Source organism: Saccharopolyspora elongata (assembly GCF_004348985.1).
GTDB lineage: Bacteria > Actinomycetota > Actinomycetes > Mycobacteriales > Pseudonocardiaceae > Saccharopolyspora > Saccharopolyspora elongata.
The window spans coordinates 137,428-149,667 of record NZ_SMKW01000015.1; the positions used below are offsets into that span (position 1 = coordinate 137,428).

13 protein-coding genes are annotated in these 12,240 nt (G+C 71.7%); 10 read left to right on the top strand and 3 right to left on the bottom strand.

What is annotated here, in order from left to right:
* Positions 1 to 158 precede the first annotated feature (158 nt).
* The 5 genes from E1288_RS14315 (at position 159) to E1288_RS14335 (ending at position 3,916) form a co-directional block, all read left to right on the top strand.
* A complete protein-coding gene (locus E1288_RS14315; RefSeq protein WP_132485151.1) occupies positions 159 to 1,052 on the top strand; it encodes an ABC transporter ATP-binding protein in 894 nt (297 codons plus the stop codon).
* The gene (locus E1288_RS14320; protein WP_132485153.1) at positions 1,049 to 1,786 is read left to right on the top strand and encodes an ABC transporter permease; all 738 of its coding nucleotides are present in this window, start codon (positions 1,049 to 1,051) and stop codon (positions 1,784 to 1,786) included. Before E1288_RS14315 ends, E1288_RS14320 begins: the two co-directional genes overlap by 4 nt.
* Positions 1,783 to 2,859: a sensor histidine kinase gene (locus tag E1288_RS14325; RefSeq protein ID WP_132485155.1), complete on the top strand. Its 1,077-nt coding sequence runs from the start codon at positions 1,783 to 1,785 to the stop codon at positions 2,857 to 2,859. Before E1288_RS14320 ends, E1288_RS14325 begins: the two co-directional genes overlap by 4 nt.
* Entirely contained in the window at positions 2,860 to 3,471 is a 612-nt protein-coding gene (locus tag E1288_RS14330) for a response regulator transcription factor (protein WP_132485157.1), read from the top strand.
* Between the two features lie 262 nt (positions 3,472 to 3,733).
* Complete coding sequence (locus tag E1288_RS14335) at positions 3,734 to 3,916, top strand: hypothetical protein (protein WP_132485159.1); 183 nt, start codon at positions 3,734 to 3,736, stop codon at positions 3,914 to 3,916.
* Here the strand turns inward: E1288_RS14335 and E1288_RS14340 are convergent.
* Positions 3,906 to 4,769: a LysR family transcriptional regulator gene (locus tag E1288_RS14340; RefSeq protein WP_132485161.1), complete on the bottom strand. Its 864-nt coding sequence runs from the start codon at positions 4,767 to 4,769 to the stop codon at positions 3,906 to 3,908. The two genes, E1288_RS14335 and E1288_RS14340, sit on opposite strands and share 11 nt — an antisense overlap.
* Before the next feature lie 173 nt (positions 4,770 to 4,942).
* On the opposite strand from E1288_RS14340, the gene E1288_RS14345 reads away from it, so the two are divergent.
* From E1288_RS14345 to E1288_RS14355, 3 genes are read left to right on the top strand one after another with little or no spacing between them, the layout of a single operon-like run.
* Entirely contained in the window at positions 4,943 to 5,155 is a 213-nt protein-coding gene (locus tag E1288_RS14345; protein ID WP_132485163.1) for a ferredoxin, read from the top strand.
* The gene (locus tag E1288_RS14350; RefSeq protein ID WP_132485165.1) at positions 5,145 to 6,539 is read left to right on the top strand and encodes an NAD(P)/FAD-dependent oxidoreductase; all 1,395 of its coding nucleotides are present in this window, start codon (positions 5,145 to 5,147) and stop codon (positions 6,537 to 6,539) included. The genes E1288_RS14345 and E1288_RS14350 overlap by 11 nt, the downstream gene beginning before the upstream one ends.
* Before the next feature lie 17 nt (positions 6,540 to 6,556).
* Entirely contained in the window at positions 6,557 to 7,789 is a 1,233-nt protein-coding gene (locus tag E1288_RS14355; RefSeq protein WP_132485167.1) for a cytochrome P450, read from the top strand.
* A gap of 148 nt (positions 7,790 to 7,937) precedes the next feature.
* Here E1288_RS14355 and E1288_RS14360 read toward each other — a convergent pair whose 3' ends face one another.
* Complete coding sequence (locus tag E1288_RS14360) at positions 7,938 to 8,966, bottom strand: Lrp/AsnC family transcriptional regulator (protein WP_235883542.1); 1,029 nt, start codon at positions 8,964 to 8,966, stop codon at positions 7,938 to 7,940.
* A 142-nt stretch (positions 8,967 to 9,108) separates the two neighbouring features.
* Between E1288_RS14360 and E1288_RS14365 the strand changes: the two genes are divergently transcribed.
* Together E1288_RS14365 and E1288_RS14370 are read left to right on the top strand one after the other, a co-directional pair.
* Positions 9,109 to 10,314, top strand: a complete 1,206-nt coding sequence (locus E1288_RS14365) for a M20 metallopeptidase family protein (protein ID WP_132485171.1) — start codon at positions 9,109 to 9,111, stop codon at positions 10,312 to 10,314.
* The gene (locus E1288_RS14370; protein WP_132485173.1) at positions 10,311 to 11,639 is read left to right on the top strand and encodes an MFS transporter; all 1,329 of its coding nucleotides are present in this window, start codon (positions 10,311 to 10,313) and stop codon (positions 11,637 to 11,639) included. Before E1288_RS14365 ends, E1288_RS14370 begins: the two co-directional genes overlap by 4 nt.
* A gap of 127 nt (positions 11,640 to 11,766) precedes the next feature.
* Here the strand turns inward: E1288_RS14370 and E1288_RS14380 are convergent.
* Positions 11,767 to 12,240, bottom strand: a 474-nt coding sequence (locus tag E1288_RS14380) for an arsenate reductase ArsC (RefSeq protein WP_235883543.1), incomplete at its 5' end; no start/stop codon positions are given.

The following is a 12,240-nucleotide window of genomic DNA, read 5'->3' on the forward strand; positions in this document are numbered from 1 at the left end:
ATGTGGATACGCTCACTCTCTGTGACAACATGGAGTAATCAGCCGAGCACCGAGCGACTCGCCCCAGGCTGGAGCCGGCACACCTGACTTTTGTCACTCCTGGCCGGTGACGCCCGATCACTACCCGGAACACCGCGGCGAGCCGAACATGATCGGCCATGGAGAACGTGTTGGAAGTCCGCGCGGTGCGCCACCGGTACGGCGGCACGCGCGCCCTGGACGGGGTCGACCTGGACGTCGGCGCCGGGGAGTGCGTGGCGCTGCTCGGGCCGAACGGTGCCGGGAAGACGACCCTGGTGAACCTGGTGACCGGCCTGCTCCACCCGCAAGACGGCGGCCGGATCCGGATCGGCGGCGGTGATCCGCGGATCGCCGCGACCCGGCGGCGCCTCGGCGTCGTGCAGCAGTCGCTCGGGTTCCCGAACACGCTGAAGGTCGGCGAGCTGGTCACCGGCGCCGCCGTGCGCGGCGGCTTCCCTCGCGCCGCAGCGGGGCCGGTGATGGCAGAGCTGGACCTGACCGGGCTGGCCGGGCGCCGGGCGGCCAAGCTCTCCGGCGGGCAGCGGCAGCGGCTGCAGCTGGCCATGGCGCTGGTGACCGAACCGGCGCTGCTCGTGCTCGACGAGCCGACCACCGGCCTCGACGTGCCGGCGCGGAGGCGGTTCTGGCAGGTGCTGGCCGAGCGCCGCGCGCGCGGCACCGGCGTGCTGGTCACCACGCACCTGATCGAGGAGTCCGGCGCCGTCGCCGACCGCGTGGTGGTGCTGGACCGCGGCCGCATCGTGGCCGCCGGGCGGCCCGAGGAGCTGATGTCCCGGCTGCCCGACCGCACGGTCACCGCGAGGACCGCGCTCGACCAGGCCCGGCTGCGCGAACTGCCCGAGGTCATGTCGATCAGCCGCGACGGCGACCACCTCCGCCTGAGCACCCGCTGCCCGGAGGCGCTGCTGCGCGTGCTCCTGGCCGAAGACCCGCAGCTGAGCGATCTCCGCGTCGAGGGCGCCGGCCTGGAGGAAGCCGTGGTCGGCCTGCCCGGACGGAGCGCCGCATGAACGCCAGGATCTTCGGCGTCGAGGTCGCGGACGAGCTGCGGGCCATCTTCCGGGAGCCCACCGCGCTGTTCTTCTCCATCGTGATGCCGGTCGGGTTCTTCGCCCTGTTCGTCTCGCTGTACGGGAGGATCCCGGCCGGCCCGGTCCCGGCGGGGACCGGCATGCTGGCGACCTTCGGGACCTTCGCCGTGCTGTCGGTGTCGTTGACCAACCCCGGGATCACCGTCGCGGGAGACCGCGAGCGCGGCTGGCTGCGGGCGAAGCGGGTGTCCGCCGTGCCGATCGGGGTGACGCTGGCCGCGAAGCTGGTCGCGGTGCTGCCCTACTCGGCCGGGGTCCTGCTGGCCATGACCGCCACCGCCGCCCTCACCGGTTCGCTGAACGTCTCGGTCGTCGAGCTGCTGCGCGTCTTCGCCGTGCTGATCCTCGGCGTGCTGCCGTTCGCGCTGCTGGGCCTCGCGGTGGGTTTCCAGGCCGGATCGAACGCCACCGCCGCGATCCTCAACGCGTTCCTGTTCCCGTCGGCGGTGCTCTCCGGCCTGTGGATGCCGTTGGAGATCCTGCCCGCGTTCTTCGGTCACATCGCGCAATTCCTGCCGACGTACCACCTGTCTCAGCTGGCGCTCGCCCAGCTCGCCGGCGAGGCGGCCGCGGTGCATGCGCTCGTCCTGCTCGGCGCGACCGCGGTGACCGCGGCGCTCGCCGCGATGTCGTACCGTCATGCCCGATCATGAGAAGCTGCGCACGCCTCGCCCGCTGGATCCACCTCGTCTACCTGGCGAACCTGCTCTGGGGCCCGGCGTTCGACCCGCGATCGACCTGGGTGGACTGGGCGCTGGCGTTCGCCGTGATGGGCGCAGTGGTCCCGATGTACCTGCTGGCATGGCACCGCCCGGCCCGCGCGCGCTGGTGGTGCACCGTGCCGACCGCTGTGCTCGGCGCGGCCATGACGCCGGTCAACTCCGGCGCCGCGGTGCTGTTCGTCTACGCCGCGGCGTTCGCGGGCGTCTCCGAATCGCGGCGGACCGCGCTGCGCTGGTTCGTCGGCCTGTCGGTGCTGGTCAGCCTGTTCTCCGTGGTCTCCATCGTGCCGATGCCCTGGCGGCTCTACGGCCTCGTCCCGTCGCTGGTGCTCCTGTGGGCCATCGGGACGATGCAGATCAACTGGGTCGAGCGGGACCGCGCCGCGGCCGAACTGCGCAGCCAGAACGCGCGCATCGAGCACCTGGCGACCCTGGCGGAACGCGAGCGCATCGCGCGCGATCTGCACGACCTCCTCGGCCATTCGCTGACGGCGATCGTGGTGCGGGCAGCGCTCACCAGCGAACTCATCGGCCGCGATCCCGAACGGGCGCGAGGCGAAGCCGCCGAGATCGAAAGCACCGCCCGGGCGGCGCTCACCGAGATCCGCGACGCCGTCACGGGCTGGCGGCAGGCCAGCCTCGACTCCGAGCTGGAGGCGTCGCGCCACGCGCTGTCGAGCCTCGGCGTCGACGTCGTCGTGCGGCGCGATGAGAAACTGGCGATCGTGGGTTCCACCGAGCACGAAATGGCGTTGGCGCTGCGCGAGGCGGTGACCAACGTCGTCCGGCACGCCGCCGCGACGACCTGCCACATCGGGCTGAAGGCCCAGGACGGCGAGCTCCAGCTGGTGATCGCCGACGACGGCGTCGGCGGCGACGCGCCGGAGGGCAACGGGCTGTCCGGCATGCGCGAGCGGATCGCCGCACTGGGCGGCCGGGTGCAGCGCACCGGTTCGGCGGGGACCACGCTCACCGTCGCGGTGCCGTTGCGGGTGGCGACCTAGATGGGCGCGGAGATCCGGGTCGTGCTCGCGGAAGACCAGGGCATGGTCCTCGACGCGTTCGCCGCGCTGCTGGACCTGCAGCCGGACGTCAGCGTGGTGGCGACGGCGGGCAACGGCGACGACGCGCTCGCGGCCGTCGAGCGGCACCGGCCCGACATCCTGCTCACCGACATCGAAATGCCGGGGCGAACGGGACTCGAGGTGGCCGCGGAGCTCCACCGGGCCGGCAATCCGGTGCGAGTCCTCATCGTCACGACCTTCGCCCGCAGCGGCTACCTGCGGCGCGCGATGGACAGCGGCGTCGCGGGATACGTGCTCAAGGACGCGCCGATCGCGGAACTGGTGGCGGCGCTGCGCCGCGTGCACGCCGGAGAACGCGTCGTGGCACCGGAATTGGCGATCGCGGCGTGGGATCACACGGATCCGCTCACCGACCGGGAACGGGAACTCCTGCGCGAAGCCACGACCGGCGCGAGCAACGCCGAGCTGGCGCGCCGCCTGAGCCTCGCCGAAGGCACGGTCCGCAACTACCTGTCGACGGCGATGGCCAAGCTCGGCGCCCGCAACCGCATCGAAGCGGCCAACACCGCCCGCGAACGGGGCTGGCTCTAGAACTCGTCCTGCGTGGCGGGCCCGCTGCAACGGCGCCGTTTTCGCGCGAAACCGGCGTTCGCCAGGCGTGCTGAACGACGGTTTCGCGCGAAAACGCCATCCTCATCCGTACGCGCCGTCGCCGCGTCCCGGACGGTCTCGGTGGTCCGGTCATCGATCGATTTCACAGCTGGATCGCAGCGAAAAGAAGTGTTGGACGCGATGGGTCGCCGGCGGGAACACTTGATGCGGATTCGGTGGATTTCGGTTCCTGGGAGGGAAAATGGACACGTCGTCCTCCGACGTGGCCCGGCTGCTGCGGATTTTCGCCGTGCGAGCCCTGGTTCTCGCGTTCATCGCCGGCATCACGGGCGGGACGACGCTGGCGATGGTCCTCGCGCTCGTCGGGCTCGGGCTCCTCCTCGCCCCGGTGGAAACCGCGCGTCGGCATGGTGTCAGCCGGTGAGGTGTTCCAGCAGTGCCCGCGCCGCCGGGTTCGTCGGTTCCGGCAGCCGCCCGGCCAGGTAGACCGTCCTGGTGAAGTCGGTGCCTTCGATACGGGCGAAGGGCAGCCCGGCCCGCTCGGCGACGGACTGCGGGACGATCGTGATGCCCAGCCCCGTCGCCACGAGCTCCATCAGCAGCGGAACGTTGGTGGCCTCGCAAACCGGGTTGTGCCGGAGCCCGGCGGCGGCGAACCGGCGGCGAACCATCGCCTGCATCACGCTCCCGCTGAAGTCCACGAACGGCTCGTCGTCGATCTCCGCCAGCCGGACCCGGCGCCGGTGTGCGAGCCGATGTCCCGGATAGGTGACCAGGACGATGCGCTGCGTCCACTGCGCGAAGCTGATCAGCTCGCCCGGCAGCGGCCCATCGGCGGCCAGGTAGGCCAGGTCGAGCTCGCCGTCGGCGACGGCCGCCGAAAGTTCGGGTACGGCGCCGTCGCGGACGTGGATCCGGATCCCGGGATAGCGCGACTGGAACACCCCGAGTTCGCGCGGCAGGTCGACGACCGTCAGCATCTGGATCATGCCGATGGAAACCCGGCCCCGGGACAGGCCGACGACCGCGGACACCTCACCGCGCGCCGCGTCCACGTCGGAGACGAGCCGGTGGGCGACCGGGAGCAGGGCACGGCCCGCCTCGGTCAGCGCCACGCGGCGGGTGGTCCGCTCGAAAAGCGGTGCGCCCAGCTCGGTTTCGAGCTTGCGGATCGAAGCGCTCAGCGCCGACTGGACGATGTGGATCTCCCGCGCGGCGGCGGTGAAGCTGCCGCTGCGCACCACGGCGAGGAAGTGCTCGACCTGCCGGAATTCCATCCATCGATCATATCGCTGAATCCACACCGAGCCAGCACCCGGGCAGGTCGCCCGCACCCGAGCCCGCGGGGAAGGTGGTCATGCGGGGTGGTCGGCCCGCTGCCAGCATGAGGCGGGGCGCGGGTGTCTCGATGCGGCCGACGCGCCTTGCGACGTCGAGGGGGCGAGTCGGGATGAGGATTGTCGTCGACCTGAACCGCTGCCAGGCATTCGCGCAATGCGCGTTCCTGGCGCCGGGAGTTTTCTCGCTGCACGGCGAAGAGGCCCTGCTCTACCAGCCGCGCGTCGACGAGGCGCACCGCGACGACGTGTTGCGCGCCGCCGCGGCCTGTCCGGTCCAGGCGATCCTGGTCGACCGCCGGAGAGCTGGCGGCGATGTCCGCTGACAGTCAGCTGGCGGCGCTGCGCGAAGACGGCCGCATCGTGATCGTCGGCGCTTCGCTCGCCGGTCTGCGGGCGGCGGAGCAGCTGCGCGAGGAAGGCTTCGCTGGCTCGCTCACCTTGATCGGGGACGAGCCCCACGAGCCCTACGACCGGCCGCCCCTTTCCAAGCAGGTGCTGCTCGGCCGGTCGCTGCCGGAGGACACCGGTCTCCCCCGCCGGCGCGCGATCGACGCGCAGTGGCGGCTCGGCGTCGCCGCCACCGGGCTCGACCGGGACGGCCGCCGGGTCCTGCTGGCCGACGGCGGCGAGGTCGGGTTCGACCGCCTGCTGATCGCCACCGGCGGGCGCTCCCGCCCGTGGCCGCACGAGACCGAGGCCGCGCTCGACGGCGTGTGCGTGGTGCGCACCAGGGACGACACCGCTGGGCTCGCGCGGCGGCTGGCCAGGCGGCCGAACCGGGTGCTGGTCATCGGCGCCGGCTTCACCGGCTCGGAGGTCGCCTCGGCGTGCCGGGAGCGGGGCCTGCAGGTCACCGTCGCCGAGCGCGGCGAAGCTCCGCTGGTAGGCGCGCTCGGCGGCGTGGTCGGCGACGTGGCCGCGCAGTTGCAGCGCGAGCACGGTGTCGACCTCCGCTGCGGGGTCATGGTGACCGCGCTGGAAGGCGATGCCGGTGGCCGCCTCAAGCGCGCGCACCTGTCCGACGGCACCGTGGTGGATGCGGAAGTGGCCGTGGTCGCGCTGGGCGCGGTGCGCAACACCGACTGGCTGGCGGGTTCGGGCCTGGCCGCCGGCCCCCGCGGCATCGCCTGCGACGCCGGCTGCCGGGCCTTCGACGTCCACGGCATCGTCACCGACGACGTGTTCGCCGCGGGCGACGTGGCGCGCACCCCGCATCCGCTGTTCGGCTACCAGTTCCTCGCGCTGGAGCACTGGGGCAACGCCGTGGCGCAGGCCGAGATCGCCGCGCACAACATGATCAGCACCGGCTCGCAGCGGCGCCCGCACCTCTGGATGCCGTCGTTCTGGTCGGCCCAGTTCGGGGTGAACATCAAGTCCGTCGGCGTGCCGTCGATGGCGGACGAGCTGATCGTGCAGCAGGGCGCGCTGGAGGCGCACTGCTTCGCCGCCGCGTACGGCTACCAGGGGCGCGTCATCGCCGCGGTCGGCTTCGACCACGGGAAGTGGATGGGCTTCTACAAGCGGCTGATCGAGCAGGCCGCGCCGTTCCCGCCGGGCTTCCCCGGCGTGGACCAGCGCTCGGCCGCGCTGCGACCGGTGCCGGCCAGGTTCCCGGATCCGACGCTGCCCACCCACAGCCCCACCGTCACCCTGACCGGTCACTCGCCCAGCGAACGGCGGGTCGTCTTCACACCGGCCCGCGCCTGACTCCGAGGAGCGCGTCCATGCACACGACCAGCCCGGTGCGGCGGATCACCGACCAAGCCGTCCGCGCCGACCCGTACCCGGTCTACGCCGAGCTCCGCGGCACGCCGGTGGTGCGCGACGACAGCGGCATCCATCTCGTCACCACCTACTGGGAGATCCGGAACCTGCTGCAGGACCCGCGAATCAGTTCCGACGCCCGCAACCTCGCCCCCGGCGCCGATCCGCTGGTCGGCACGACACCGGACGACGAGGGGATGCTGCCGCCCAGCTTCATCCGGCTGGACCCGCCCGAGCACGACCGGCTGCGCCGCCTGGCGATGCGCCCGTTCGGTCCCCCGCACAGCCCGCGACGCATCCACGACATGCGCGGCGACCTCGCCGGGACCGTGACCGGGCTGATCGACGGGCTCGACGGCCGGGACCGCTTCGACGTGGTCGACGACTTCGCCTACCCCTTCCCCGTCGCGGTGATCTGCCAGCTCCTGGGCGTGCCGCGGGAGGACGAGCCGCACTTCCGGCGGTTGGTCGACGTGGTGGTCGCCGGGCTCAGCCCGGCCGAGGACCAGGAGGCGCAGCGGCACGCGGTGCGCCAGGGCCGCCTCGAACTCGGGCAGTACCTGGCGGCGCTGATCGAGGAGCACCGCCGCCACCCGGGCGACGACATGCTGTCCGCGTGGATCACCGACGAGGGGCCGGAGGGGCGGATGTCCCTGCTGGAGGTGATCACCAACGCGGTCCTGCTGCTGATCGCCGGGCACGAGACCACCGTCAACCTGATCACCAACGGGATGCTCACGATGCTGCGGAAGCCGGAGTTGCTGGAACTGCTGCGGGCCGAGCCGATGGCGGCGGCCCGCGCCGTGGAGGAGCTGCTGCGCTACGAGCCTCCGGTGCAGATACTGCCCCAGCGCACGACGTTGACCGACGTCGAGGTCGCGGGCAGCGTGATCCCCAAGGGCGCGCCGGTGTGGCTGCTGCTGGCCTCGGGCAACCGGGATCCGGCGCGCTTCCCCGACCCGGACCGCTTCGACCCGAAGCGCGAGGACAACCAGCACCTCGGCTTCGGCTCCGGCGTGCACGCCTGCTTCGGCGCGCCGCTCGCCCGGCTGGAAACCCAGATCGCGCTGACCGAACTCGCCCGCAGGCTGCGCGATCCGCAGCTGGTCGAAGACCCGCCGCCGTACCGGCCGAGCCCGATCCTGCGCGGCCCCCGCCACCTGCCGGTGACGATGGACGGCCTGGCCGCCTGACGACACTCCCGTTACGGCTGCTCGACTTCCGCCCAGGTCAGGCCCCGGATGCCGGCGTACTCGCTTGCACCGCACGGACGATTGTCTGGGGGCGTCGGCCGTGGCTGCTGCCCGCCTTCCTCCGCTCCGTCCGGTTTCCCTGATCCATCTACTTCGGACGATCAACCTCGGGCTCGCCCGACAGCGGCCCGGGCAGCGGGATGACTTCGCCCGTGCAGCGGCCGTCCGGGTGCATCAGCCAGCCCACCCGCTTCCGGGTCCGCAGGATCACCGAACTGTTCACGATCCCCCCTGCGGGCAACAGCCGCTCGAGGCTGTCCTGCATGTTCATCAGGTCGCCCATGTCCGCCGTCCACGCGTTCACCACCAGGTTCGCCGAACCCGTCACCGACATGCACAACCGCACCCGCGAGTCCTCGCGCAACCGGGACACCGCCGCGGCCAGCGTGCTGCCCGGCAGCCGGCACCACCAGATCACCTGCATGGGCCACCGGGTGTGCAACTGGGCGACTTCGCAGCGCAGCCTCAGCGTCCGGGAGCGCAATAGAGCGGAAAGCTGGCGGCGGACCGTGGAGGTCGGCCGGCCCAGTTGGGCGGCGAGTTCGGCGGCCGTGGCCCGGCCGTCGTGCGCCAGGGCGGACACCAGCGGCGCGTAGACGTCGGACCGCAGGTAGATCGGTTCGCTGGGCCTGCCCTGCTCGGCGCGGCCGGCGCGCTGGATCTCCTCGCGCTGCTCCCGGTCCAGCGCGTCCAGCTGCCACTGGCTGCCCTCGATGTGCATCCGGGCTCCGATGTGGGAGCGCAGCGACGCCACTCCAGGCAGCTTCGGCAGCTCGTCCAGCAGCAGCGCCGACAGCTTGCCGAACGAACCGGCGGAGACCGTCAGCATCAGGTCCCGCCCCTGGGCGGCGTGTTCGAGGTTGTGCACGCGGGGCATCCGCTCCAGCTTCGCGGCGACGTCGTCCACCGCGCCCGGAATGCAGTTCATCTCGACCAGCGCCACCATCGCGCCGCCGGAGAACACGCCGTGCACCGGATACGCCGTGATCCACGCCATCCCCGCCGCGCGGAGCCGGGCCCAGCGCTGCGCCAACGCCGTCGGCGACGCACCCAGCACGGGCGCCAGCGAGGTCCAGGGCGCGCGGGGCTGGAGCTGCAGGGCGTGGATGAGCGCCAAGTCGCTTTCCGAGAAGTCCTGATGCACGTTTCCCGCTCTCGATGTGCCATGGGCGAGCGCATCCAGCGGATGATCTTGTTGCTCCGCCTGCGCGCTCAAACTCTAGACCAGCTGGACGAGAGGTTGAGAGAGGTTCACGACATTGGATCTGTTGGATGACGCCCGGGCGTTGCAGCCCGACCTGGCCAGGGTGCGCGAGGCGCTGCACCGGGAGCCCGAGGTCGGCCTGCACCTGCCGCGCACCCAGGAACGGGTGCTGGACGAACTGCGCGGGCTACCGCTGGAGATCAGCACCGGCACCGGGACGACCTCGGTGACCGCCGTGCTGCGCGGCACCGGCTCCGAGCCCGCCCCGGGCGGGCGGACCACCGTGCTGCTGCGCGGGGACATGGATGCGCTGCCCGTCGAGGAGCGCTCCGGCGAGGAATTCGCGGCCACCAACGGCGCGATGCACGCCTGCGGCCACGACCTGCACACCGCGGGCCTGATCGGCGCGGCCCGGCTGCTGAGCGCGCACCGCGACCGGCTGGCCGGCGATGTGGTGTTCATGTTCCAGCCGGGCGAGGAAGGTTACGACGGCGCGCGCGTCATGATCGAGGAGGGCGTGCTCGACGCGGCGGGCCGCCGGCCCGACCACGCCTACGCCCTGCACGTCGTGCCGCACCGGCTGCCCGCCGGCCTGATCTCCGGCCGGGCCGGCGTCACGCTGTTCGCGTCCTACACCCTCGAAGTCACGGTGCGCGGCACCGGCGGGCACGGCGCGACTCCTTACGAGGCAAGGGATCCGATCGTGGCCGCCGCCGAGATGGTCGGCGCGCTGCAGACCGCGGTGACCCGCTCGTTCAACGTGTTCTCCCCGGTCATCGTCACGGTCGGGGTGCTGCGCGCGGGCACCACCGCCAACATCATCCCGGACACCGCGTCCTTCGAGGCCACCGTCCGGGCCGTCGATCCCGACGCCGAACCGGAGCTGCGCGAGGTGTTCGGCCGGTACCTGCGGGGGATCGCGGCGGCGCACGGCGTCGAGGTGGACGTCACGCTGACCGCGGGCTATCCGGCGACCGTCAACGACGCCGCCGAAGCCGAGTACGTCGGCGGCGTCGCCCGCGAGCTGTTCGGCGAAGAGCACTACCACGCCGCGGAGCACCCGTCGCAGGGATCCGAGGACTTCTCCCGGGTGTTGCAGGAAGTTCCCGGCGTGCTGCTCTTCCTCGGCGCGCACGTGCCGGGGGTGGAACCGGGGAAGGCGCCGGCGAACCACTCGCCGCTGGCCCGATTCGACAGCTCGGTGCTCGGCCGGGCATCCGCACTGCTGGCGGGCCTCGCCGCGGAAAGGTTGTGTGCATGAGCGCGCCCACTGCTCCCCTGTCGCGGCGCAAGGTCCTGATCGGGCTCGGCCTCGGCAACGCCATCGAGTGGTACGACTGGGGCGTCTACGCCGCGTACTCGGTGTTCTTCGCCTCCCAGTTCTTCCACAGCGGTAGCGCCGGATCCGACCTGCTCAAGACGCTCGCGGTGTTCGCCATCGGGTTCGTGGCGCGGCCGATCGGCGGGATGTTCTTCGGTTGGATGGCCGACCGGGTCGGCCGCAAACCGGTGATGACGCTGAGCATCGGGCTGTCGGCGGGGTCGTGCTTCGTCATCGCGTTGTGCCCGACCGCGGACCAGGTCGGGCTGCTCGCGCCGACGATCCTGGTGCTGGCGCGGCTGGCGCAGGGCCTGGCGCACGGCGGCGAGCTGCCGTCGGTGCAGACCTACCTCGCGGAGATCGCGCCTCCGGAGCGCCGGGGCCTGTGGTCCAGCGTGATCTACGTGTCCGGCGGCATCGGGACGTTGTTCTCCATGGCGCTCGGCGCAGCGCTCTCCGCGCTGCTCAGCCCCGAGCAGATGGCGAGCTTCGGCTGGCGGATCCCGTTCGTGCTGGGCGGTTTCCTCGGGTTGTACGCCTTGGTGCTCCGCAAGCAGTTCACCGAGACCGACATCTTCAAGGCCGCGGCGGACGCCGAGCCGGTCGCGAAGGAGGCCCGGCCGAGGCGGTCGACCCTGCGGATGCTGCGGGCCAACATCAAGCCGATGCTGTGGGTGGTGGGCATCAATGTCGGCGGCACCATCGTCTACTACGTCTGGGCCGTCAACGCCCCGACGTTCGCCATCTCGCAGCGGCACACCGATCCGACCGGCGCGATGCTGGCGGGCGCGGCGGCAACGGCGCTCTACATCGCGTCGATGCCGGTCTGGGGCTGGCTGTCGGACCGGATCGGCCGCCGCCGGCTGCTGCTGATCGTCTGGCCGGTGTACCTGGTGCTGTTCTACCCACTGAACATGCTGATCCAGGGCGAGGTCTGGCAGCTGTTCGTCGCGATGTCGATCGGCGTGGTGCTCAACGGCGTGCTCAACGCGATCGGCCCGGCGATCACGGCGGAACTGTTCCCGACCGGTATCCGGGCGCTCGGCCTGGCCGTGCCGTACGCGCTGACGGTGGGCCTGTTCGGCGGCACCGCGCCCTACGTCCAGACGTACCTGTCGGAGCTGGACCTGTCGGGCTGGTTCAACATCTACGCGATCTGCCTGGGGGTGATCACGCTGATCACGTTCTGGCTCCTGCCGGAAACGAAGGGCATGAAGCTCGGCGACGAGAAGCAGAACACCCCGCAGAACGCCGCAACGCAATAACCACCGAGGCAAAGCCCGGCACCGGAAAATCCCCCGGTGCCGGGCTTTCCCGCTCCCGGCGGCGGGTACACCTCAACGGTGTACCCGGCAGGGCCAGAGCCCACGATGATCACGTTGCGGACGACGCTCACTTCGCCGCTTCGGGCACGAGTTCGGCCAACAGGGCGCGGACGCGGCGGTCAATGTCGTCGCGGATCGGCCGAACGTCCTCAATGGACTTCCCGGCTGGGTCGGTGAGTTCCCAGTCGAGGTAGCGCTTGCCGGGGAAGACGGGGCAGGCGTCGCCGCAGCCCATGGTGATAACGACGTCGGCGGCTTCGACGGCGTCGGTGGTGAGCTTCTTCGGGAACTCCTGGGACAGGTCGAGGCCGAGCTCGTTCATGACCTCGAGCACGGCGGGGTTGATGGTGTCGGCGGGTGCGGATCCGGCGGAGCGGACGGTCACGCGGCCCTGGGCGTGGTGGTGCAGGAGGCCGGCGGCCATCTGGGAGCGGCCGGCGTTGTGCACGCAGACGAACAGGACCTCGGGGGTGGTGGGCACGGTGGCTCCTTGGTTCTTGGCGATGTCGGTCAGCCGCTCGCGGGCGTAGCGGGTGGCCAG

Excerpts from the sequence above, each read along its gene's own strand:
- E1288_RS14315 (WP_132485151.1), top strand. The coding sequence starts at position 159 with ATGGAGAACGTGTTGGAAGTCCGCGCGGTGCGCCACCGGTACGGCGGC.
- E1288_RS14320 (WP_132485153.1), top strand. The coding sequence starts at position 1,049 with ATGAACGCCAGGATCTTCGGCGTCGAGGTCGCGGACGAGCTGCGGGCC.
- E1288_RS14325 (WP_132485155.1), top strand. The coding sequence starts at position 1,783 with ATGAGAAGCTGCGCACGCCTCGCCCGCTGGATCCACCTCGTCTACCTG.
- E1288_RS14330 (WP_132485157.1), top strand. The coding sequence starts at position 2,860 with ATGGGCGCGGAGATCCGGGTCGTGCTCGCGGAAGACCAGGGCATGGTC.
- E1288_RS14335 (WP_132485159.1), top strand. The coding sequence starts at position 3,734 with ATGGACACGTCGTCCTCCGACGTGGCCCGGCTGCTGCGGATTTTCGCC.
- E1288_RS14340 (WP_132485161.1), bottom strand. The coding sequence starts at position 4,769 with ATGGAATTCCGGCAGGTCGAGCACTTCCTCGCCGTGGTGCGCAGCGGC.
- E1288_RS14345 (WP_132485163.1), top strand. The coding sequence starts at position 4,943 with ATGAGGATTGTCGTCGACCTGAACCGCTGCCAGGCATTCGCGCAATGC.
- E1288_RS14350 (WP_132485165.1), top strand. The coding sequence starts at position 5,145 with ATGTCCGCTGACAGTCAGCTGGCGGCGCTGCGCGAAGACGGCCGCATC.
- E1288_RS14355 (WP_132485167.1), top strand. The coding sequence starts at position 6,557 with ATGCACACGACCAGCCCGGTGCGGCGGATCACCGACCAAGCCGTCCGC.
- E1288_RS14370 (WP_132485173.1), top strand. The coding sequence starts at position 10,311 with ATGAGCGCGCCCACTGCTCCCCTGTCGCGGCGCAAGGTCCTGATCGGG.